Origin of the sequence: Rhizobium sp. CF080 (assembly GCF_000282095.2) — a bacterium.
Classification (GTDB): Bacteria; Pseudomonadota; Alphaproteobacteria; order Rhizobiales; family Rhizobiaceae; genus Neorhizobium.
Map to the genome: position 1 here is coordinate 481,704 of NZ_AKKC02000004.1, position 22,788 is coordinate 504,491.

The window sequence follows — 22,788 nt, forward strand, 5'->3', positions numbered from 1 at the left end:
TTCAGCCGCGCTGCAGGCCAAGCCGCAGCGCGACGACGGCGATCGGATCAGTTGGCGTTCGCGCCGATCTCCTTGTCCCAGCGCTCAAGCAGTTTCTTGCGGGTGCCCGGGTCACCATATTTGATGAAATCGTAGTCGATCATCTTGATGTCCGCGAACTTCGGCGATTCCTTTGGCACTTCTGCCTTGGCGTTCGACGGAAGCTGGAAGGATTTCGCTTCCTTCATATGCGACTGCACATCGGCCTTCAGCGCCCAGTCATACCACTTCTTGGCGTTTTCCAGGTTGCGGGCGCCCTTGACGATCGACATCGAGCCGATTTCGTAGCCGGTGCCTTCGCAAGGTGCGATCGACTTGACCGGAAAGCCTTCGACGGCCTGAGCCACCGCGTCGTGCATGAAGACGATGCCGATCGCCGTCTCACCGCGGGCGGCCGCCTTGACCGGTGCGGAGCCGGACTTGGTATATTGTGAAATATTGGCGTTGAGCTTCTTCAGATAGTCATAGGCCTTGTCTTCGCCCATGATCTGCACGAGCGTCGCCAGCGCCGTATAGGCGGTACCCGACGAATTGGGATTGGCCATCTGGATCTCGCCCTTGAACGACGCGTCCAGAAGGTCTGCCCAGCACTTGGGCTCCTTGTAGTTCTTCTGCTTGAAGAGTTCGGTATTGTAACCCCAGCCGAGCGCGCCGGCATAGACGCCGACCGTGCGGAAGCCGGAACTTTCCGCCTGCTTCTTCGCCCAGTCGTTGAGTTCGCCGAGAAGCGGCGACTTGTATTCCTGGGTCAGTCCTTCGGATGCGGCCTGCAGGTGCGGGTCGCCGGTACCGGCCCACCAGATGTCCGTTTTCGGATTGCGCGCCTCGGCGCGGATCTTGGCATAGGTTTCGCCGGACGACAGGCGAACCATGTTCACCTGAATGCCGGTATCCTTCTGGAACATCTGCTGCATCATCTCGCAGATGACCACGTCGGCAGAGCAGATCAGATTGAGTTCTTCAGCGGCACGAGATGCCGATACATTCATCGTCAAGCCGGCCGCAAGAGCGGCAGCGGCCGTGAGAGCCAGGCGCATGATTATCCTCCCAGATTATGGTGACGCCTCCACATCACCCGCCTTTGCAAGCGTGTGCAATGGTTTCACGTAGTCGTGGATCTTGTCAATAACAAATCGCTAAAGAATTCGATGTTTCGCCCTACCTCTTGTCATCTGCTTGTTGCACTCGCTTGCAAAAATAGGCATTGATTGAGGCAAGGGAGAGGGCGATGAGCCGCAAGATTTTCGTCAGTGCCAAGGAAGTCGCTGACCGGGCCGGCGTGTCCCGGTCGGCCGTTTCGCGCACGTTCACGCCGGGTGCGAGCGTTTCGGAAGAAACGAGGCGGCGGGTGAGCGAGGCGGCGGAGGCGCTGGGTTATCACGTCAACCACCTCGCCCGCGGGCTGATGCGCAACGAAAGCGGCATTGTCTGCCTGATCGTTTCAGAGCTCGATACGCCCTATCGCGCGAGCCTCATCCGCGCGCTCACCGGCCAACTCCAGAGCGCCTCGAAGATCGCCATGCTGATCAATACCGACCGCTCCGACGACAGCGTCGACCAAGCGCTCCGCCAGGCGATCAGCTACCGCGCCGATGCCTCGATCATCCTGTCCGGCATGCCGGACAAGTCGATCACCGATCTCTGCCTCAAGAGCGGCCAGCGGCTCGTGCTGATCAACCGGGACGAAGACCGGGATGGTGCCCTGATGATCAACCTCAATGATCGTGAAGCAGCCCGGCGTAGCTTCATCGCCCTGCTGCGCGCCGGCTGTCGCAACTTCGCCTTCGCCAATTCGGAAGCGATGACGCCGAGCCTGATGGCCCGCGAGGAGGGTTTTTGCGCTGCGGGTCGCGAACATGGCCTCGAGGTGACCGTCGAACGTTTCGGCTCGACCACCTATCAGAGCGGCGTGGTGCTGGCGCAACGGCTGCTCACGCGCGAGAAACGGCCGGACGCGATCTTCTGCGTCAACGACCTGCTTGCCTGCGGGCTGATGGATACCGCGCGGCACCAGTTCAACCTTGCCATCCCGTCCGAACTCTGCGTCGTCGGCTTCGACGATATCGAGCAGGCGTCCTGGTCGTCCTACAATCTCACGACCTTTGCCCAGCCCGTCGAGCAGATTGCGGCCGAAGCCGTCACCTGGCTCGATCAGGTCACGTCGGCCGAGGCGAATTCCCGAAGACTTGATGCGGAACTCGTCTGGCGCGGATCGGTGAGGGGCGGCTGAGGGCGCTCAGTAAGCGACCTTGACCGCCCTGCCTTCCGTTGCGGCCCGCAGCGCCGCATCGGCGAGCGCCAGCGCGATCACGCCGTCCTCGGCGGAAGGCGAGGGAGCCGAGCCGTTTTCGAGGCTGTCGATGAAGGCCGAGATTTCCGCGGCATAGGCCGCCGTATAGCGTGTCATGAAGAAGTCGTGCAGCGGCGGGCGGGTATAGCCGTCCTTGTTGGCGACCTCGATCGAGACCGGCCGCTGGTTTTCGGCCGCGACCGAGCCCAGCGATCCGTGAACCTCGATGCGCTGGTCATAACCGTAGCTCGCCCGACGTGAGTTGGAGATGATGGCCTGCCTGCGGCTTTTCGTCGTCAGGATCAGGCTTGCGCTGTCATAGTCGCCGAGCTCGCCGATCTTCGGATCGACCAAGACGGCGCCTGACGCCATGACCGTGTCGATCTCCTCGCCGAGCAGGAAGCGCGCCATGTCGAAATCGTGGATCGTCATGTCGCGGAAAATGCCGCCGGAAACCTTGATATATTCGGCGGGCGGCGGGCCGGGATCGCGGCTGGTGATCGTCACCATTTCCACCTTGCCGATCCTGCCGTCGTCGATCGCCTGGCGGACGGCGCGGAAATGTGGGTCGAAGCGGCGATTGAAACCGAGCATCACCTTGGCGTCCGTCTTGCGAACCGTCTCCAGGCATGCCTTGGCGCGCTCGACGTCGAGGTCGATCGGCTTTTCGCAGAAGATCGCCTTGCCGGCCCTGGCGAAACGTTCGATGAGGTCCGCGTGGGTATTGGTCGGCGTGCAGATGATCACGGCATCGATATCGCGATCGGCCTCGACCGCGTCGATCGTGCTGACTGCGCAGCCCGTGCTATCGGCAATCGCTGTCGCCGCATCCGCCATGGCATCCACCACGGCGACGAGCTGCGCTCGCTTGTCCTCCGCGATGGCGCGCGCATGTACCTTGCCGATGCGGCCTGCGCCGAGAAGCGCCAGTTTCATGACCATGATGTCCTCCCATGACGATGCGGTCGATCGTTGTTGCGAGCTCGTCGGCACCTGACGCTTTTGTCCGTCTCCCGGCCGTCGTGCCGATAGGTGTGGCTCGTCCAAATCAGAATTTGGAATATCTGTTCTATTTTGCTAGATTGTGATTTCGTTTATGTCAAGCAGGATCGAAGAGGCCTCCATGGGGGATAACGCACCGCCGGCGAGTTTGAAGGCGTTTGAGGAAAAGCTTCTCGAAGTTTCCGAAAGCCTGCCGAAAAGGCTGCGCCAATGCGCCGACTACGTGGCCGCCAACAAGGACCGAATTGCCGTGTCGACCGTCGCGGAGATGGCGGAGGGAGCCGGCGTCCAGCCATCGGCACTGATGCGCTTCTGCCAGATCCTCGGCTTTTCGGGCTTTTCCGAGATGCAGCGGCTGTTTCGCGAATCCTATGTCGGCGGCTGGCCGGATTATTCGACGCGGTTGAAGCACCTGCGGGAAAAACCGGAGGGCAGTCCAGCTGCCTTGCTCGGTGAATTCGTCGATGCGGGCCGGGCATCCCTGGAAAGCCTGCTGAACACCGTTGATCCGGCGAACTTGACCGAGGCCGCGAACCTGTTGTCGGCCGCGAATGTTGTCCATATTGTCGGTCTCGGCCGATCCTTCTCGATCGCGACCTACATGGCCTATATTTTCGAGAAGATGGAAGTGCCGGCCGTGCTGCACACGTCGCTCGGAAAGCTCGATAACCGGCATGCGATCCGGAAAGGCGATGCGCTCCTGGCCTTCACCTTCTCGCCCTATTCCTCGCCCACATTGGACCTCGTTGAAAATGCGGCTGCCCGCAATATTCCCATCGTTGCAGTGACCGATTCAGCGATCGGGCCGCTGGCGAAATTCCGGCCGGTCACGCTGCTGGTCTCGGAAGTCGATTTCGGCGCCTTTCGCTCTCCGGCGGCGACCCTCTGTCTTGCAACGGCGCTGGCGGTCAGTGTCGGTACCGCTAAACCGGGTTCCGCATGAATTTTTATATTGAAAATTGAGAAAATGGAATTTATGATCCATTTTATGGCATGATGGAAGGGCAGCGGAGGTCGCCACCATCGTGAAAGGGAGGACATCTTGGCGTCACTCGATCTCATCACGATCGGCCGTTCATCCGTGGATCTCTACGGCGTGCAGGTGGGCGGGCGCCTGGAGGACATGGCCTCCTTCAACAAATATATCGGCGGCTCGCCGACCAATATCGCCGCGGGCGCGGCGCGGCTCGGGCTCAAGTCGGCGCTGATCACCCGCGTCGGTGCCGAACACATGGGCCGCTTCATTCGCGAGCAGCTGACCCGTGAGAATGTCGACGTGCGCGGTGTGAGGACCGATCCGGAGCGCCTGACCGCTCTGGTTCTCCTCGGCATCCGCGACCAGCATCAGTTCCCCTTGATCTTCTATCGCGAGAACTGCGCCGACATGGCGCTCTGCGAGGACGATATCGACCCGGCCTTCATCGCGGAGGCCGGCTGTGTCTGCGCGACGGGCACCCATCTTTCCCATCCGAACACCGAAGCTGCCGTTCTGAAGGCATTGCGCCTCGCCCGCGAAAATGGCGCCCGCACCGCCCTCGACATCGACTATCGCCCAAACCTCTGGGGACTCGCGGGCCATGAGGCGGGTGAAAGCCGGTTTATCGAATCCGGCAAAGTGACCGCCAAGCTGCAATCGAGCCTCCACCTCTTCGACCTGCTGGTGGGGACGGAAGAGGAATTTCATATCGCAGGCGGTTCGACCGACACGCTCGAGGCACTGAGGGCCGTCCGCAAAGTCTCCAACGCGACGCTGGTCTGCAAGCGCGGCCCTATGGGTGCCGTCGTTTTTGAAGGCGAGATTCCGGATAGTCTCGACAAGGGCCAGACCGGACAGGGGTTCCCGATCGAGGTCTTCAACGTGCTCGGTGCGGGCGACGGCTTCATGGCCGGCCTGCTCAAGGGCTGGCTCACCGGCGAGGACTGGCCGACGGCGCTGAAATACGCCAATGCCTGCGGCGCCTTCGCCGTGTCGCGGCATGGCTGCACGCCGGCCTATCCGAGCTGGGAAGAGCTGCAGTATTTCTTCCGCACCGGCATCCGCGACAGGGCGCTGCGCAAGGATGCCGCGCTGGAACAGGTGCACTGGTCGACGAACCGCACTGGCGACTGGCCAGAAATGCGTGTCTTCGCGTTCGACCACCGCATGCAGCTCGAAGCGATCGCCGACGAGGCGGGGCAGAGTTCGGAGCGAATCGACGCGTTCAAGTCGCTCTGCCTGAAGGCCGCGCTCGATGTATCGGGCGGCAAGCACGGCTACGGCATTCTCTGCGACGGGCGGCTCGGTCGCGAAACGCTGTACAAGGCGACCGGTACCGCTCTTTGGATCGGGCGGCCGGTGGAATGGCCGGGCTCCCGGCCGCTGACGCTCGAGCCGGAACTCGGTCCCGATCTTGGCGGCCTGACCGAATGGCCGGTGGACAACGTCGCCAAGGTTCTCTGCTTCTATCACCCGGACGATGCGCCGGAGATCCGGGCGAGCCAGGAACAGACGATCCGCCGCCTCTTTGCCGCCACCCGCCGCAACCGGCTGGAAATGCTGCTGGAGGTGATCCCGTCCAAGGTCGGCCCGACCGATGACCGGACCGTCGCCGATATCATCGAGCGTTTCTACGAGATCGGCGTCTATCCTGACTGGTGGAAGCTCGAGCCGATGAAGAGCGAAGCTGCCTGGGCGAATGCCTGCGCCGCGATCGAGAAGCACGATCCCTATGTGCGCGGCATCGTCGTGCTCGGGCTCGATGCGCCGATGGCGGAGCTGGAGGAAAGCTTTGCCACTGCGGCGCGCTTCGATCTTGTGAAGGGCTTTGCCGTCGGCCGGACGATTTTTGGCGACGCGGCGCGCCGCTGGTTTGCCGGTGCGATCGGCGACGACGAGGCGGTGGCCGACATGGCGCGCAAATACCGCGAACTCTGCGCGGCCTGGGACACGGCCCGCACAAGAGCCGGAAGCGGAGGAGGAAACGGTCGATGAAAACGGTGAGACTGACCGCCGCGCAGGCGATGGTGCGCTATCTCGCGAACCAGATGACGGAGGAGGGGCTCCCCTTCATCGCCGGTGTCTGGGCTATCTTCGGGCACGGCAACGTCGCCGGCATGGGCGAGGCGCTGGCGGGCATCCGCCAGGACCTGCCCACCTATCGCGGCCAGAACGAGCAGTCGATGGCGCATGCGGCGATTGCCTATTCAAAACAGCTCCGCCGCAGCCGCGCGATGGCGGTGACCTCCTCGATCGGTCCCGGCGCGGTCAACATGGTGACGGCGGCGGCGCTGGCGCATGTGAACCGCCTGCCGGTGCTCTTCATTCCGGGCGATGTCTTCGCCAATCGCGGCCCCGATCCGGTCTTGCAGCAGATCGAGAACTTTGGCGATGGCATCGCCTCCATCAACGACTGCTTCCGGCCCGCCAGCCGCTATTTCGACCGCATCAGCCGGCCGGAACACCTTGTGACTGCGCTGCCGCGCGCCATGCGGACCCTGACCGACCCTGCCGATTGCGGCCCGGTGACATTGGCTTTCTGCCAGGACACCCAGGCCGAGGCTTATGATTATCCGGAGAGCTTCTTCGACAGGAAGACCTGGTACTGGCGCCGGCCGCGGCCGGATGAGAACGAGCTTGAACGCGCGGTCGCGGCGATCAGGGCCGCGAAGAACCCGGTCATCGTCGCGGGTGGCGGCGTCCATTTTTCCGGCGCGACCGAAACGCTTGCCGTCTTTGCGAGCCAGCACAATATCCCGGTCGTCGAGACGCAGGCCGGCAAGTCGGCGCTGCCCTGGGACCATGCGTCGAATTTCGGGCCGGTCGGGGTAACGGGGGCTTCCAGCGCCAATGCGATCTGCGAGAACGCGGACCTGGTAATCGGCGTCGGTACTCGTTTCCAGGATTTCACCACCGGCTCCTGGGCGCTTTTCAAGAACCTCGACCGGCGCATTCTTTCGCTCAACGTTCAGCCTTATGACAGCGCCAAGCATGAGGCGATCCCTCTTGTCTCCGACGCGAAAGTGGGGCTAGAGCTGATCAGTGCGGCACTTGGCGACAGACGTTTCTCTGCTGTCGATACCGGCCTGAAACAGGCGTGGTTCGCCAAGGCGGATGCTGTCACCGCAGCCCCCAAAGACGGAAACCTCCTGCCGACCGACATGCAGGTGATCGGCGCGGTCCAGCGGGCCTCGCGCGACAATACGGTCGTCATGTGCGCGGCCGGCACCATGCCGGGCGAGCTACATCAGCTCTGGAAGGCAGGCAGGCCGCTCTCCTACCACATGGAATACGGTTTCTCCTGCATGGGCTACGAGATCGCCGGCGGGCTCGGCATCAAGATGGCAGAGCCGGATCGCGACGTGATCGTCATGGTCGGCGACGGTTCCTACATGATGATGAACTCGGAGCTTGCGACCGCCGTCGCCATGGGCGTCAAGATCACCGTCGTCGTCACCGACAACCGCGGCTACGGCTGCATCAACCGGCTGCAGATGGCGACCGGGGGCGTTGAGTTCAACAATCTCTATGCCCATACCAGCCAGGTTAACCCGATGCAGATCGATTTCGCCGCCCACGCCGCGGCGATGGGGGCCGATGCCCGCAAGGTCTCCTCGATCGCCGATCTGGAAGCCGCATTGAACGGTGCGCGGGAAGCGACGGTCGCGACCGTGATCGTCATCGATACCGATCCCTATCCGACGCCGGAAGGCGGCGGCTTCTGGTGGGACGTCGCGGTGCCGGAAGTGTCCGTCCGGCCGGAAGTGAACGAGGCCCGCGCCGCCTATGAAACGGCACTCAAGGAAAGACGCTGACATGATCCTCTACGGTACCAATCCCATCGCCTGGTCGAATGACGACGACCGCTCGCTCGGCGCCCATATCAGCCTCGACCAGTGCCTCGACGAAGCCTCGAAGATCGGTTTCGACGGCATCGAGAAGGGCCACAAGTTTCCGCAGGAGCCGGTTGCGCTCAAGGCGGTGCTGGAGCCGCGCAAGCTGCGTTATGTTTCCGGCTGGCACTCGCTGAACCTGCTCACCAACTCCGTCGAGGACGAGAAAAAAGCGATGCAGCCGGCGCTCGACCTCCTCAAGGCCATGGGCTCGAAGGTCATCATCGTCTGCGAGACCTCGAACGCCATCCACGGCGATGACGGCAAGGCCGTCAACGATCGCCCGAAGCTTGCCGACAGCGAGTGGAAATCCTTCGGCGCCGGCGTCGAGGCGTTGGCGGAATTTGCGGCGGGGCAGGGCATTGCGCTCGTCTACCACCACCACATGGGCACGATCGTCGAAAGCGAAGACGAGATCGACAAGCTGATGGCCCATACCGGCCCGCATGCGAAGCTTCTGCTCGACACCGGCCATTGCCTGTTCGGTGGCGGCGACCCGGAGCGCGCCGCGAGAAATCACATGGCCCGGGTCGGGCACATCCATGCCAAGAACGTGCGGCCCGATATCGCCGCGCAGGTGCGGAGCGAAGGCCTCTCCTTCCTGGAAGGCGTGCGCCGCGGTGTCTTCACCGTCCCGGGTGACAAGGAAGGCGGCGTCAGTTTCCCGCCGGTGCTGAAGATTGCCGCCGAGCACGGCTATCAGGGCTGGCTGGTGATCGAGGCGGAGCAGGATCCGGATGTCCGCAACCCGTTCGAATACCAGAGCATGGGCCTTTCCTCGCTGAAGGCGATGGCGCAGGCCGTCGGTCTCGACAAGGGGGCAAAGGCATGACCAGCCTGCTGCGCAAGCCGAAGGGCTCATCCGGCAAGGTGCACGATGTCACGCCGAAGGATGCCGGCTGGGGTTATGTCGGCTTCGGCCTGTATCGCCTGAAGCCCGGCGAAACCGCTGCCGAAAAGACTGGCGATACGGAAGTTATCCTCGTGCTCGTCGAGGGCAAGGCCGAGATTTCCGGCGGTGGCAGGGCTTTCGGCGAGCTCGGCGACCGGATGAACGTCTTCGAGCGCAAGCCGCCGCACTGCGTCTATATCCCGGCCGATGCCGACTGGAGCGCCAGGGCGACCACCGACTGCACACTCGCCGTCTGCACCGCGCCGGCCAGGCCCGGACGGGAGGCGGCGGTGATCGGGCCGGAAGGCCTTTCCCTCAATACCCGCGGCAGGGACGCCAATACGCGTTATATCCATCCGATCGCCATGGAGGAAAGGGACGTCGCCGAGAGCCTGCTGGTGACCGAAGTGTTCACGCCGGCCGGCAATTGGTCGTCCTATCCGCCGCACCGGCATGACGAGGACAACTTTCCCGACATGACCTATCTGGAAGAGACCTATTACCACCGGCTGAACCCGGCGCAGGGTTTCGGCTTCCAGCGGGTGTTCACCGAAGACGGCTCGCTTGACGAGACCATGGCCGTCTCGGACCACGATCTCGTGCTGGTGCCCAAGGGCCATCATCCCTGCGGCGCGCCCTATGGCTACGAGATGTATTATCTGAACGTCATGGCCGGCCCGATCCGCAAATGGCGGTTCAAGAACCACCCGGACCACGACTGGATCTTCAGGCGCGACAATCCCTGAGAGCTGGCCTTGGAGGCTGGGTTTTCGCCTCGGAATCCGTATTCGCGATAAAAGTTATCCGACGAGGTAGTGGATATGCGGCCGTGAATGATGCGGTGACGCTTCTACCCGCGCTTCGACGCAAAACACGTCCCTCAGCAAAGCTTCCGTGATGATGTCCTCCGGTGCCCCGGACGCAACGATCCTGCCGCTCTGCATGACGATCAGCTGGTCGCAGAACATCGCGGCATGATTGAGATCGTGAAGCGCTATGATGCTGGTCATCGGCAGGCCGAAACCCAGCCGCATCAGGCCGATCTGATGCTGGATATCCAGATGGTTGGTCGGCTCGTCGAGGATGAGCTCCTTCGGCGATTGCGCCAGCGCCCTTGCGATATGGGCACGTTGCTTCTCGCCGCCGGACAGGGATTGCCAGCGATCGTTGCGCTTGTGCGCCATCCCGGCACGCGCAAGCGCGGTCTCGACTGCTTCGTCGTCGGCGAGCGACCAGCCTGAAAACATCGAGCGGTGCGGAAACCGGCCGAGCTTTACCACGTCCACGACCCTCAGATTGGCATTGGTCGTCGCATGCTGTTCGACGAAGGCGACGCGCTGGGCGATCGAACGCCGGCCGATGGTTTTCAGGTCCTTGCCCTCGAGCAGGATAGAGCCTGAATGCGGCTGCCTCAATCCGGCGACCAGACGCAGGAGCGAGGTCTTTCCCGAACCGTTCGGTCCGAGCAGGCCGAGCATTTTGCCCGGCTGTGCCTCGAAGGAAACCCTCTCGAGGATGGTTTTCCTGCCAATTTTCCAGCTGAGGTTCTCGGCCTTGATGGTCATGACGCGCGTTGGAACCGATAGAGGATGATGGAGAAGAAGGGCACGCCCACCAACGCCGTGACGACGCCGATCGGCAGGACCTGCTGCGGGATGAGTGTGCGTGACGCAATGTCCGCTACCACCATGAAAACGGCACCGACGACCGCGCAGGCCGGCAGCAGCCGGACATGCAGCGGCCCGACGGCAAAGCGCGCCACATGCGGCACGACAAGGCCGACGAAGCCGATCGAGCCGACCATGCTGACGATCGTCGCCGTCATCATCGCCGTCAGCGCGAAGAGCACGATCCGCGCCCGCGCGACATTGACGCCGAGCGCCGCCGCCGCTTCGTCGCCGAAGGCAAAGGCATCGAGCACGCGGGCATAAAGCAGGCAGACGACCAGCGCTACGCCGACGATGATCGAGACCAGCGTCAATTCCGGCCAGCGCACGCCGCCGAAACTGCCAAGCAACCAGAACATGACGTCGCGCGCCTGCTGGGCATTACCCGACGTCGTGACGATGTAGGAGGTTGAGGCGTTGAAAAGCTGGGACGCGGCGACGCCGGCAAGGATGGTGCGGTCCGCACCGCCGCGCGTGCCGTTCGAAAGCAGCGCAACGAAGAAGAAGGCGGCAAAGGCACCTGCAAAGGCGCCGGTCGACAGCGAAACGGTGCCGGCCCCCAGCCCAAGGATGACGATCGCGACGGCTCCGGTGGACGCGCCGGCGGAGATGCCGAGAACATAAGGTTCGGCCAACGGGTTACGCAGCAGCGATTGCATGATCGCTCCGGACAATGCGAGACCCGCACCACAAAAGGCCGCGACCAGTGCCCGGCTGAGACGGTAATCCCAGATGACCGTCTCGTGGATGCGGTTGAGCCCCACGGCCGTCCATCCCAGCCGGTTGGTGACGGCCGAAAAGGTCGTGGCGAGCGGGATCGGCAGATCGCCGATCCCGACGCTTATGCCGACGGCAAGACCGATAGCTGCGAGCGAAGCCACCAGTACAGCTGCGAAAGCGAAAAGCTGCCGAAGGGAGTTGCGCGTCTCGGTCACTTCAGAAGACCGAGGGCCTTCAACTGTTCGGCCACCTGTTCGGCGCCATAGATCGTCCGCACCGTCGGGTTCATGGCCTGGCCGTCCATGACAACCATCGCCTTGTTCTGCACGGCGGCGATCTGGCTGACGGCCGGATCGGCGGTCAGGAACTTGATCTTGGCTTCCGGCTTGTCGAGTTCCCACCGATTGCGATCCAGATTGGCGATGACGATCACGTCCGGATTGAGCGCGATGATGCTCTCCCAGCCAAGGGTTGGCCATTCGGCTTCGGCGGTGACGCCATTATGGCCGCCAAGGACATCGGCGATGAAGCCGGAAGCTGCATTCTTACCGCCAAGGTAAGCATCGGCCGACGGGCTGGGGCTGGAGAACCAGAAGACGTAGGAGAGGTTCTTGCCGTCTTTCGAAACGCCGGCGCGAAGTGCAGCCTCGCGGGCCTTGAAATCGGCGATCAGTGCCTGGCCGCGATCAGCGACATCGAAGATCTGCGACAGCTCGTCGATTTCCTTGTAGAGCAGGTCCATGTTCCAAAGCTGGGCGCGGCTGCCGTACTGGTCCTTGACGTCCTTGGTGCTGAGGCAGGTGCTGGGCGAGAGATAGCTCGGAACGCCGACCTTGTCGAAATCCTCGCGCTTGGCGACCTTGCTGCTCGGGCCGATCAGGCTCGGCAAGGCGGCCGCCACGAAATCCGGGTTCTCCGCCAGGATCGATTCGAAGGTCGGGAACTCGACCGACAGCAGCTTGACCTTGGCATTGGCCGCGGCAAGCTTCGGTAACACCTTGCTCGGCCAGAAGGCGGTGCCGGCCATCTTGTCCTGAAGGCCGAGCAGCAGCAGAATCTCCGCGCTGTTCTGGCCAAGCCCGATCGCCCGTTCAGGCGCCTTCGGGAAGCTGACCTGCGTGCCGCAGTTTTCGATGGTCAACGGATATTTCGTCGATGCGAACGCCGGGGAAACGGCCAGGCTGGAGGCGGTCGCGATCAGCAGCGCGGTCAGGGCGGATTTTAACGTGGGCATAACAGGGGGTCCTGATTCAAGGTCGGGACATGGCGAATAGCCGTTCCTGCTCGCTATAACAAGATAATGTGAGTCATCTTTAATATAGCAGGGTCAAATCCTGCGAACGGGCATCGCGGGTCGCTTTCTGACGCCTGCCCATCACAATGATCAGCGCTGACGTCAGATCAGGTTGCGCCGTTTTATCTTGATCAGGGCCTTGAGCTCTTCACCGCTGATGATTGGCTCGGGGATCTGCCCGCAATGCACGAAGACCTCGATGGCCGGAAGCTCGCCGATATTCTTCTTGCAGTAGGCCAGTGCCTTTTCCAATGAGACAAAGGTCTGGCTGGGGACGTCTTCCGACCAACAGTGCACCGTGGCGGGCGCATGGGCATATCCCGGAATTCGGTTGGGCATTCTTGGGTTTCCTCGGCGTATCGTTCTGAAGCGAATTTTTGTCACAATTAACATATGGCAAGAACGGACGGCGCATTTAGCTGCTTGAGTGGTTACCGATCCGAAAGCCGGAATAAGACATTTTGAACGAACCGCTTTGATGAACATCCACGTGGAGGCCATCGGTTTGAAGACCGGTCGGCGCCTCCTTCGTCCGAGCTGCTCTCAGGCCAGTGCCGCAAACAGAATGCAGGCTGCGATCAGACAGCCGAGGGCTGCGTTAAGGCCAAAGTAGAACGCCAGTTCATGTTGATGGTCGGGTTTACGGTGCATATCGTTCTCCTCCTATGAAGTCGAACCTGTCGTCGCGCTGAAAGTTCCGATCCGTTTTGGTAATGCCGCTAAAAAGGGCGCGGACGAAGGAGCACACACGGAACGCGCCGCCTAGTCTCCCGCTGCTCCAAGTCCCAGGGGTCCATTGATCTTGTTCAAGGTTTCCCCAAGGGATTTGACCGCCTCCATCGTCACAGCCTGTGCCGACATCAGCATCGCAAGGTCGGCATCCTTCCCCTGGTGGGAAAGCGCAAGCGCGCGCTTGTGCAGGTGCTGGCTGATCGTGCTGAGTTGCTCAAAGGTAGTTTCGTCCATATTCGTTCTCCGGGGTTTGTGCGGTTCAAAGTCGCAGACCGGCATTCGGTTCCCCACCGGCCAGCGAAAACACGCAAATCATGAAGAGCGGTGAAGATGAGGTGAAAATGGGCTCAGGAGCCAAGAACGGGCGTCGGGGCAACCAGGTGGATGACCTGACGGGTGGGCCGTACCTCGATTGCAATTTTTAATGTGAGGCCGATGGGTTAGTTTCCGGCGCCCTTGCGGATCAGCTTCTCCGGCGTGAGGGGCTGATCCGGAGCTTTTTTCCGGAAAACAAACTTGGCCGGTAGCAATAGGGATGCTACGACAAACGCGATGAACGCGCGCATTTGATCCTCCGTTGGCACGTTTGACCGGGACGATGAGCATCTGTCCGTCAATAAAACCAAAGCCCCCGTGGCCGGTTCCAAGGGCTCGCGACTAAAACCGATTGAATCTGCCCATCTACGTCCAAAGGTGGATTGCTGCGACTTGCTGGAGCGGTAGTTCGCTGTGCGCGCAGGATTTGAAATGCGGGCAGAGATCAGCTTACAGGGCGAGTTCCGGCCCCCACTCGTTGCGTGTGGGAGCCGGTCGCCGTTTCCCGGTCACTTCGGTGGCAGTATGACATTGCTTTCGGTGGTGCTTTTGACCGGCTTTTCGCCGGGAACGTGGGACATGGTGCGCGTCTTGCTTTGCAGCTCGTCGCCCTGAACCCGCGTCTTCGTCTGCGACTTGCTGAAGGTGCCCTGATCCATGGCCTGCGCCTTAGACTGCCCCTTCAGCTGGTTCGGGTTCTCGTTGATCTTGGTCTGGCTCCTCGCCTTGCCATCAGCCGTCGCCGCGCTGCCGCCCGAACCGATCGAGGCTGTCGTGCCGTCGTCGGTCTGGCAGGCCCCCGCGGTGCCGAGCGTACTCGCCGAGGTGCCGCCTGCGGCCGCGCTGCCACCGGAGCCGACCGTGCTGGCCGAGTTGCAGTCCTGTGCAAGCGCGGGCGTGGCGGCTACCGAGGCCATAAGTGCCAGGCACGCCAGGGATATTGTCTTCGACATGTCTGTCTCCTTCATTTCTGAGGCTTGCTGATGTCGCAGGTGCCATCCGACCGGCGTGTGACAACGGTTCCATCTGGCCTGGTGACGCTTGCCGTCGAGAAAGCCTGATTGCCGGCCGTGCCAGTTGTGACGGACGAGCCTGCGCTGGACGAAGCCGAGCCACTGCCCGAGTGCATCGTCGTTGTCTTGCCGTCGATTGTCGTCGAGGACGAAACGCTGCCGCCACCTGCGGTTACCGATGTGGACGTGCCGTTGCCGATCGAACCCGTGCTCGCGATGACAGTGCAGGTTGTGCCGTCATCGAGTTTGACGGTCTCGGACGCAAAAGCCGAGATCGCCGTAATGGTCGCCAGGATCAGCGGCAGCGCGAACGTGCCTTTGTATGCGATTGATGCCGAGGTCATATCGCCTCTCCTATGAACAGGACGAAGGCGGAACGAATCCGCCCTCGTCCGATGGATGGGACTAGCAGGAAGCGCCGTCTTTCTTGGCCTGGCCCGGAGGACAGTCCTTCTTGCCCTGTCCATGTTCCTGGCCGGCCGCGCCAGCCGAGCTGCCGCCGGTACCGACAGAGCTGGTCGACATGCCGTCCTTGGCGGACGTGCCGCCGGTACCGAGCGTCGATGCGGAGCCCGACCCACTGCCGGAACCTGCCGCCGAACCGCCAGTCCCGACGGAGCTGCTGGATTGGCCATCGCCTGCCGACGTGCCGCCGGTGCCGAGCGTCGACGCCGAACCGGAGCCGCTGCCGGAACCTGCTGCAGATCCGGCGGTGCCAACCGAGCTGCTCGACGTGCCGCCGCCGGCGGAAGACCCGCCAGTGCCCAGGGTCGAAGCCGAACCGGAGCCGCAATTGGTGGTGCCCGGTGCGCAGTTCGTTCCTCCGGCGGAGCTGCCGCCGGTCCCGACCGTGCTGCTGGACGTGCCGCTGCCAGCGCTGGTTCCTCCGGTGCCGACGGTGCTGCTGGTTTGGGCAAAGGCAGACAGAGTAGTGCCCGCGAGAAGCGCCGCGGCAAGTGCCGCGCGTGTAACGATGTTCATGTCTTATCTCCTTGGGTTTCCACATGCTTCCGACCGCGACAGCGTTTCCGAAGCTGTGGGACAAACCGGCTGTCGGCGGCGCATGTTCCCGCCCTAGGGCTTCAGTCCCATCAGGCTGAGACCTTAGACCGTGACCGGTATCGACCAAGGTCTGGTGCGACCAGGAAAAGGTCCCGAACGCGGAACTTCGGCCGCAATCGCGGGGTTCACGGCGTCTCGGAAAGGGAGGTTCAGATGGAAGAGAGTGTCTATCAGGCCCGTTGGCTGCTGATCATCATGGCTTTGCTCGCTGTCGGCTTGACCGCAGTCGGCGCCGCGGCCGGGTAAGCCGTCGCAGCGTCATTCCGTCAAGCAGGGCCCAGCAGGGCGGTGCTTCTAGCCAGGGCTTCTGAAATTGATATCGAGGCGGGCCTCTCGCCGTTCTGCCTTAGAGACAGGCAGCCGAAAGTACCTCACGCCAGATCAAGAGCTGCTTTTCCCAGCAAGTCTTGAATAGAGGCATGCCGGGTGGCATTGGCTACCCGGCATGCCTGATCGTGTTACTTCACTGCCAGCGCCTCGTTGATCTTGCCGGCGTCACTCTCGAGGTTCTTGTAGGTTTCCTCCAGGCTCAATTCGCCCACGATGAGCTGGCTCATGCGCTGGACGATCTGCTGGTAGATTGCCGTCCCACCCTTCATGCGTTCGAAATCCCGCGCGACCTGCGGAACGTTCTTCTTGTTGTCCAGGAAGACTGCCATCGATGCCTTGGCGTCGTTGCTCGAGATCTTGTATTGCGGGTTCTTGATGTCCGCTCCCGTCAGGATGACATAGGTCTCGGCGATTTCGCGCTGTATCTTCTCGGAGCCGAGAAACTCGATGAACTGCGCCACCGCTTCGGGATGTTCCGTACGCTTGAAGCCGACGATCGCGGTCGCGCCCGGCATCGCATAGCAACCCGCATCGCCGCAGGGCGCATTGATGGCCGTCCACTGGAACGCGGTCCCGATCTTCTTCTGGAAGGGGTTCACCATCCAGTTGCCGGCGAGATAGGTGACGACATTGCCGTTGACGAACTCGTCGCCCATGTTCTTGTACTGCGAGCCGCCGGCCGCGCCCCACATTTCCTTCGGGAAACTGCCGTTCTGGGTCCAGGAATAAAGGTCGGCGATATATTTGCGGGCGCCCGCATCCGGGAAGTTGAACTTGCCGTCCTTGACATAGACCGAGCCGTAGGAATAGGCGCCGCCCGAGAAGCGGTGGCCCGACCGGTCCATGGTGAAGGGGATCTGCGCGCCCGTCGCCTTTGCGACGCGGGCGGAGGCTTCCACGATCTCCTTGAGCGTGGCCTTCGGGCCGGGCAGCGGTTCGCCGGCCTGTTCGAACAAGGTCTTGTTGACGAACGGCAGGTTCAGCGTCTGGGATGCGACATAGCCGTTGATCGACTTCGGGTCGTTGATGTTAGGCAGGCGAAGCTGGTTAAGGCTGTCTCCATGCAGCTTGGCGAAGGTGTCCGGATCCTTCATGTAGGAGCGCATGTCGAGATAATAGGGCGCGAGCTGCCAGTCGGTGATCTTGGCGAGGTCCGGTCCCTTGCCTGCGGCCAGCTGGACCGGCAGCTGCTTCACCACCGCATCATAGCCGGAAGACACGAAATTGACCTTGATGTCGGGATGTGACGCTTCGAACTCTTTGCTCAAGGCGGCCATGCGCTCGACATAACCCTGGTCGTCGTCGGTGAACAGGAAAGTGATTGTCTTGGCGTCCGCCATGGCCGCGCCCGAAAGAGCGAAGGCCGAGAATACGAATGCACTTATCCCTGATAGAAGTCTCTGCATTTTTCATCCTCCCAATGAAAATATTTTCACAATTCGGAAGGTTCTCTTTCGGAGTTTCACCTTCGAATTTCTCTTTTTTGACGCTTGACAATCCAAACGTCAAGCTGTTTTGTCGGCTAAATTCGAAACTACTCACAAAGCCGGAACAGGCGAGATTCGAATCATTAAAATATTTTCATGATCTGGGAGGCAGTCATGGAGCAGTCACCTACAGCCGCAGGCCGGTCGCGCGCCGCCGGCTATCACGTCGCCCCCGGCGAAACCTTCACTGCGTGGGTCGTCTCGGATGTGCGCCAGGTGTATTTTCCAGGGGAGCCGGCGCCGGCGGAAGATCGTGTCGATTACCGCTTCGTCAACGGCTTCGTGGATGTCGGTGACCTGCCTTGCAGAAAAGCCTTCCAGGCGCAGATGATCGGACGGGAAATCCGGCCCGAGAACGACTGGAAACCGGCCTCACTGAACCTGCCGGGGCCGAACCGCCGCGTCGAATTCACCGGCTTCTGGCACGTGCCCACCCATGTCAGCCGCTGGCTGCGCGGCAGTTTCCGGGCCGAGGCCGTCCGCCACGTCCCCATGCGGCTGAGAACCTGCGGCGGCGTGCGGATCTGGGTGAATGGCGAAGAACATGTGCGGTTCGAGCCTTTCCGACGCAACGTCGAGAGCGAGACAGTAATCGTCCTGGCGCTGAAGGCAGGAGACAATGACATCCTCCTGCTGACCGAAGACCTTGCGGAGCGGGACACGATCTGGTTCTTCGAGCTGGAACTCGCCGATGCCAGGCCGCTGGACATCGCCCTGCCAGCGGCACTGGACCGAGAGGAGGTTCGGCGGCTCGAGCTCCTCGCGCGCGCCATTCGACCCGCCGCCGACGTTTTCGTCGACCGCCCGCTGGAAATCCTCTTCGACACGCCGCCGGGTGCCGATCTGCCCGTCGGTGTCGAAGTCTATAGCCATGGTCATGACCGGGCCGTGCTGGCGCGTGCGGACGTGACGCTGGGTGCAGGCGAGACCCGGCTGGTCGCTCCCGCGATCAAGGACCTGCCGGACGGATATTACGGCATCAGGCTGAAGATCGGTTCCGGCGCCGCAACCGTGGCCCGCCATATGGACGCCGCCTTCATGAGCGGCCTCGAACTGCCTCAGGCCGCGGCGACGCTTGCGGAACGCAAACGCGAGGCGCTGACTTTCAGCGCCCGTTTCGGCGCCGAGCGGATCGGCCGCGTCCTTGCCATGGCTGCATCAGGCGAGGTCGACCGCGAGGCGATGGACAGGATCATCGCGGCCACCCTCGAAGTCATCGACCGGCGGGAGGATTGCTCCGATTTCGTGATGGTGCCGCTCCTCTGGCTTCTCGGGGAATATGAGCAGGCCTTGCCGGCGGGGACGGCGGCGCGGATCCGTGCATCCGTCCCCGGCTACCGCTACTGGGTGGACGAGCCCGGCAACGATGTCATGTGGTTCTGGAGCGAGAACCACGTCCTGTGCTTCCACACGAGCCAGTTTATCGCCGGCAAGGTGATGCCGGATACCGTATTCTCCGCTTCCGGCAGGACGGGCCGCGAGCAGGCGCAGCTTGCGGAAGAGCGGCTTCGCCGCTGGTTCGACAGTGTCGAGGCCCACGGCCTCGCCGAGTGGAATTCCGCGGCCTATTATCCGGTGGATTTCATCGGTCTGCTCGCCCTCGAACGCTGGGGCGGGGATGATATCGCTCCCCGCGCTCGGCATCAGCTGGATCTCATCTTCCGGATGATCGCGCTGCACACGCTGGGGGGCGTTCCTGCCGGCTCGCAAGGGCGAGCCTACGACAAGGAACTGAGGGCCGGCCCCCTGACGGAACTGGCACCATTCGCCCGCGTGGCATTCGGCAGCGGCTGGCTGAACGGCGGCGTCGCCTCCCTGCCGATGTTCTGCGCCGGCTCCTACACCCCGCCGGCCGACCTGCCGGAACATGCCCAGCTGGTGCAGGGGCGCTCGATCGAAGCGCGTTATGCCCAGGGGCTCGAAAGCGGCAAGCTCGTGCTCTTCAAGACACAGGCTTCGCAGCTCTCTACGGTCGTTGATCACAAGACCGGCCGGCGGGGCCACCAGCAGCACGTGCTCGATATCCGGCTTGCCGGCCACCCGATGGCGAGGCTCTGGGTCAATCATCCCGGCGAAGACGACCCCTGGGGCACGCAACGCCCATCCTATTGGGCCGGCAACGGCATCCTGCCCCGTGTCATGCAATATCGCGACGTCGCCCTGCTGATCGCCGACACCGAAGGCACGCGCCATGCCTGGACCCATGCCTATCTTGGCCGCGACGGCCTTGACGAGGTCGTCATGGACGGAAACTGGCTCCTGACCCGCTCGGGTCGGGGGTTTGCGGCACTTTATGCGACGAACGGACTTGAACTCGTGACCGACGGAGCGACCGCCGGACGTGAAGTGCGCTCCGAGGGCGCCCTCACCGGCTGGGCGGCCGTGGTGGGCGCGGGCGACGAAGCCGCTTTCCATCGTTTCGTCGAACGTATCCGCGCCACCTCAGTCTCGTTCGACGCTGAAGGCAGGGTGCTGAGCCTTTCTCCGCCGGGCCGCGAGACGCTCGTGCTCTCCTATGCCGGGGAATTCACCGTCGGCGGACAGCCGCGACCTTTCATCCACGACCAGCCCGTGCCGATCCTGACCTATGACAGCGGAAACGCGGGCCACGGCGATCATCCATTCTATGCATAAAGGACATTCCGACCGATGGACTCGATGACCCTCAACAAACCGGCCCTGCAGGAGACGATCGACCAGGTCGCGGTTGCGTTCAGCCGCCTCAAGGGCATCAAGGAAGGCCTTGCCGGGGCGGATGCCGGTGTCGGCATCCAGTTCGACGAATGGGACTGGGAAGTCGGCGTCGGCCTCTACGGGTTCCTGCGCCGTGCGCTTGCCGCTGGCGACCGAGGGGCCATCGACGATCTCGTCGCCTGGTACGGCCGGCAAATCGACCGGGGCCTACCGCCGCGGCAGATCAACAGCACGGCGCCCATGCTGCCGCTCGCCATCCTCATCGACCATGTCGACCGGCCGGATTTCCGCGCGCTGGTCGAGGACTGGGCGGATTGGCTCGTACACCGGCTTCCGAAGACCGAGGACGGCGGCTTTCAGCATGTCGTCAAGGAGCGGTTGAACGACGGTGAGCTCTGGGACGATACGCTGTTCATGGCCGGCCTGTTCCTGGCGCGAGCAGGCGTCGCCTGCGGGCGTCGCGACTGGATCGACGAGGCCGTCTACCAGTTCATGGTCCATACCCGCTATCTGTCGGACCCGGTCACCGGCCTCTGGTATCATGGCTGGACCTTCAACGGCCGGCACAATTTCGCCAGGGCTTTCTGGGCGCGTGGCAACGCCTGGATCACGGTTGCCATTCCCGAACTGTTCGAACTCGTTCCCGATCTTGAGGAAAAGGACAAGCGCTTCCTTTCGAACGTGCTTGCGAACCAGGTCCGCTCGCTGAAGCGACTGCAGCGCCCGGACGGCATGTTCCATACGCTCCTCGACGACCCGACATCGCCCCTGGAGACATCGGCGACGGCCGGGATCGCCTACGGCATCCTGCGCGGCATCGATGCGGGCATACTCGATCCTTCCAACCGGGTGCATGCGGAACGCGCGCTGGCGGCCGTGCTCTCCCATATCGACGACCAGGGCGTCGTACAGGGCGTTTCGGATGGCACGCCGATGGGGCACGATCTGGAATTTTACCGTCGTATCCCCAACCTGCCGACCCCTTACGGGCAGGCGCTGACGATGCTGCTTCTGACGGAAGTCCTGCTCGAGGGCGAGGAGGGGGCATGAACCGGTTTCCTTCCCTTCTCATCGAGCCCGTGCAGGAGGATGAGACGGCGCGCATTCAGTCGGCGATCGATGAGGTCGCAGCGCGCGGCGGCGGCTGCGTGGAACTCGCCGAAGGCGTCCACAGCACCCACGGCCTGAGACTGCAGTCCGGCGTCGAGCTTCACCTGGCGAAAGGAGCGCTGCTGCGCCCGGTTCCGGACTATGGAGCCTACGAGGATACATCGGTTTCGGTCATTGCCGAGAAGTCGAACCGCGCGATGATCGTCGCAAGAAACGCTACGGACATAGCCTTGACTGGCCCCGGGCGGATCGAGGCGGGAGGCGAACATTTCATCGCCGGCACCGACGAGGCGATGGGCACGCTGGTTCCTGCGGAATTTCGCCCGCGGGTGGTGGTCTTCGAATCCTGCCGCGGCGTCCGCATCGAGAGGCTGGAAATCATGGATTCGCCGATGTGGACGCTGCATCTCGTCAATTGCGACAATGTTTATGTTGCGGGCGTGAAAGTCTCCAACAACCAACGCATGCCGAATACCGACGGCCTCGTGCTCGACGCCTGCCGGCATGCGGTGGTGGAAGACTGCATCATATCGACGGCCGATGACGGCATCTGCCTGAAGACCAGCGCCGGACCGGACGGGCGCGCGATCGGAGAGTGCGAAAACGTGCGCGTGCGCCGCTGCCTGGTCGAAAGCAAGAGCTGCGCGCTCAAAATCGGCACGGAATCCTATGGCGATTTTACGAACGTCGTCTTCGAGGACTGTCGCGTCCACGATTCCAACCGGGGACTGGGGCTGTTTTCACGCGACGGCGGGCATATGACCGATATTCGCTTCTCCCGGATAGAGGTCGACTGCCATGAGACGCTCGACGGCTTCTGGGGATCGGGCGAGGCGCTGACGGTGACGGTGGTGGACCGCATCCCCATCCGCCGGGCGGGCGCCATCCGCGACCTCGTCGTCGAGGACCTGCACGGCCAGATGGACGGAGCGATCGCGCTCGTCTCGACCTCCTCGGCCGGAATCCACGGCGTCAAGCTTTCGCGGCTGCAACTGCGGCAGAGGAGAGGCCCGCTCGGCACCGGACTTCGCTATGATCTGAGACCGACCCATGCGGATATCGCACCGAGCGCGGATGCTGCCGGCCGCGCGAATGCGTGGACGAAGGGGGCGGACGGACGGGTGATCGGCCTTGTCGACTATCCTGGAGGCATGCCGGCGCTGTTTACCGCCGGCATAGAGGGGATTTGGATCGAAGAGACGCATTTCGAAAGGCCGCAACCGTTACCGGAAAACTGGAACATCGAGGCCGTTGTCCACGCAGTGGACTGAA

The 22,788-nt window shown here is 62.6% G+C and carries 21 protein-coding genes; 9 read left to right on the forward strand and 12 right to left on the reverse strand.

Annotation, left to right across the window (positions count from 1 at the left end):
• Window positions 1-47: 47 nt before the first annotated feature.
• Entirely contained in the window at window positions 48-1,076 is a 1,029-nt protein-coding gene (locus PMI07_RS09295; protein WP_007762883.1) for an ABC transporter substrate-binding protein, read from the reverse strand.
• A 191-nt stretch (window positions 1,077-1,267) separates the two neighbouring features.
• Here PMI07_RS09295 and PMI07_RS09300 point away from each other — a divergent pair, with 191 nt between their 5' ends.
• Window positions 1,268-2,269: a substrate-binding domain-containing protein gene (locus PMI07_RS09300; protein WP_007762881.1), complete on the forward strand. Its 1,002-nt coding sequence runs from the start codon at window positions 1,268-1,270 to the stop codon at window positions 2,267-2,269.
• A gap of 6 nt (window positions 2,270-2,275) precedes the next feature.
• On the opposite strand, the gene iolG is transcribed toward PMI07_RS09300, so the two are convergent.
• Complete coding sequence (gene iolG, locus PMI07_RS09305) at window positions 2,276-3,271, reverse strand: inositol 2-dehydrogenase (RefSeq protein ID WP_007762878.1); 996 nt, start codon at window positions 3,269-3,271, stop codon at window positions 2,276-2,278.
• A gap of 181 nt (window positions 3,272-3,452) precedes the next feature.
• Between iolG and PMI07_RS09310 the strand changes: the two genes are divergently transcribed.
• The 5 genes from PMI07_RS09310 to iolB all read left to right on the forward strand — a co-directional run bounded on the left by PMI07_RS09310 (window position 3,453) and on the right by iolB (window position 9,838).
• Entirely contained in the window at window positions 3,453-4,274 is an 822-nt protein-coding gene (locus tag PMI07_RS09310; RefSeq protein ID WP_007762876.1) for a MurR/RpiR family transcriptional regulator, read from the forward strand.
• A gap of 99 nt (window positions 4,275-4,373) precedes the next feature.
• Complete coding sequence (iolC, locus tag PMI07_RS09315; protein ID WP_007762875.1) at window positions 4,374-6,302, forward strand: 5-dehydro-2-deoxygluconokinase; 1,929 nt, start codon at window positions 4,374-4,376, stop codon at window positions 6,300-6,302.
• Complete coding sequence (gene iolD, locus PMI07_RS09320) at window positions 6,299-8,122, forward strand: 3D-(3,5/4)-trihydroxycyclohexane-1,2-dione acylhydrolase (decyclizing) (RefSeq protein WP_007762864.1); 1,824 nt, start codon at window positions 6,299-6,301, stop codon at window positions 8,120-8,122. The genes iolC and iolD overlap by 4 nt, the downstream gene beginning before the upstream one ends.
• 1 nt (window position 8,123) lies before the next feature.
• Window positions 8,124-9,032 (forward strand): myo-inosose-2 dehydratase, encoded by a 909-nt coding sequence (iolE, locus tag PMI07_RS09325; RefSeq protein WP_007762862.1) that lies wholly within the window; start codon window positions 8,124-8,126, stop codon window positions 9,030-9,032.
• Window positions 9,029-9,838, forward strand: coding sequence for a 5-deoxy-glucuronate isomerase (gene iolB, locus PMI07_RS09330; protein WP_007762859.1), 810 nt, complete (start codon window positions 9,029-9,031; stop codon window positions 9,836-9,838). The genes iolE and iolB overlap by 4 nt, the downstream gene beginning before the upstream one ends.
• Before the next feature lie 54 nt (window positions 9,839-9,892).
• On the opposite strand, the gene PMI07_RS09335 is transcribed toward iolB, so the two are convergent.
• From PMI07_RS09335 to PMI07_RS09370, 10 genes are all read right to left on the reverse strand, one after another.
• On the reverse strand, window positions 9,893-10,657 hold the full coding sequence (locus PMI07_RS09335; protein ID WP_024163690.1) for an ABC transporter ATP-binding protein: 765 nt from the start codon (window positions 10,655-10,657) through the stop codon (window positions 9,893-9,895).
• Window positions 10,654-11,694 carry an iron chelate uptake ABC transporter family permease subunit gene (locus PMI07_RS09340; protein ID WP_007762850.1) on the reverse strand — a complete coding sequence of 347 codons (1,041 nt, stop codon included), beginning with the start codon at window positions 11,692-11,694 and terminating at the stop codon, window positions 10,654-10,656. Before PMI07_RS09340 ends, PMI07_RS09335 begins: the two co-directional genes overlap by 4 nt.
• On the reverse strand, window positions 11,691-12,713 hold the full coding sequence (locus PMI07_RS09345; protein ID WP_007762848.1) for an ABC transporter substrate-binding protein: 1,023 nt from the start codon (window positions 12,711-12,713) through the stop codon (window positions 11,691-11,693). The genes PMI07_RS09340 and PMI07_RS09345 overlap by 4 nt, the downstream gene beginning before the upstream one ends.
• 162 nt (window positions 12,714-12,875) lie before the next feature.
• A complete protein-coding gene (locus PMI07_RS34835) occupies window positions 12,876-13,112 on the reverse strand; it encodes a hypothetical protein (RefSeq protein WP_007762845.1) in 237 nt (78 codons plus the stop codon).
• Window positions 13,113-13,535: 423 nt separating this feature from the next.
• Window positions 13,536-13,739: a hypothetical protein gene (locus tag PMI07_RS09350; RefSeq protein ID WP_007762840.1), complete on the reverse strand. Its 204-nt coding sequence runs from the start codon at window positions 13,737-13,739 to the stop codon at window positions 13,536-13,538.
• A 206-nt stretch (window positions 13,740-13,945) separates the two neighbouring features.
• Window positions 13,946-14,071, reverse strand: a complete 126-nt coding sequence (locus tag PMI07_RS35950) for a hypothetical protein (protein WP_007762838.1) — start codon at window positions 14,069-14,071, stop codon at window positions 13,946-13,948.
• A 258-nt stretch (window positions 14,072-14,329) separates the two neighbouring features.
• Complete coding sequence (locus PMI07_RS09355) at window positions 14,330-14,773, reverse strand: hypothetical protein (RefSeq protein ID WP_007762835.1); 444 nt, start codon at window positions 14,771-14,773, stop codon at window positions 14,330-14,332.
• 11 nt (window positions 14,774-14,784) lie between these two features.
• Complete coding sequence (locus tag PMI07_RS09360) at window positions 14,785-15,177, reverse strand: hypothetical protein (RefSeq protein ID WP_007762833.1); 393 nt, start codon at window positions 15,175-15,177, stop codon at window positions 14,785-14,787.
• A 61-nt stretch (window positions 15,178-15,238) separates the two neighbouring features.
• Window positions 15,239-15,814 (reverse strand): hypothetical protein, encoded by a 576-nt coding sequence (locus PMI07_RS09365; RefSeq protein WP_007762831.1) that lies wholly within the window; start codon window positions 15,812-15,814, stop codon window positions 15,239-15,241.
• A gap of 539 nt (window positions 15,815-16,353) precedes the next feature.
• Window positions 16,354-17,631 (reverse strand): ABC transporter substrate-binding protein, encoded by a 1,278-nt coding sequence (locus tag PMI07_RS09370; protein WP_007762826.1) that lies wholly within the window; start codon window positions 17,629-17,631, stop codon window positions 16,354-16,356.
• 195 nt (window positions 17,632-17,826) lie between these two features.
• Between PMI07_RS09370 and PMI07_RS09375 the strand changes: the two genes are divergently transcribed.
• From PMI07_RS09375 to PMI07_RS09385, 3 genes are read left to right on the forward strand one after another with little or no spacing between them, the layout of a single operon-like run.
• Entirely contained in the window at window positions 17,827-20,346 is a 2,520-nt protein-coding gene (locus tag PMI07_RS09375; protein ID WP_024163691.1) for a hypothetical protein, read from the forward strand.
• Window positions 20,347-20,361: 15 nt separating this feature from the next.
• Window positions 20,362-21,456 carry a glycoside hydrolase family 88 protein gene (locus PMI07_RS09380; protein WP_007771562.1) on the forward strand — a complete coding sequence of 365 codons (1,095 nt, stop codon included), beginning with the start codon at window positions 20,362-20,364 and terminating at the stop codon, window positions 21,454-21,456.
• Window positions 21,453-22,787: a glycoside hydrolase family 28 protein gene (locus PMI07_RS09385; RefSeq protein WP_007771564.1), complete on the forward strand. Its 1,335-nt coding sequence runs from the start codon at window positions 21,453-21,455 to the stop codon at window positions 22,785-22,787. Before PMI07_RS09380 ends, PMI07_RS09385 begins: the two co-directional genes overlap by 4 nt.
• Window position 22,788: the final 1 nt, after the last annotated feature.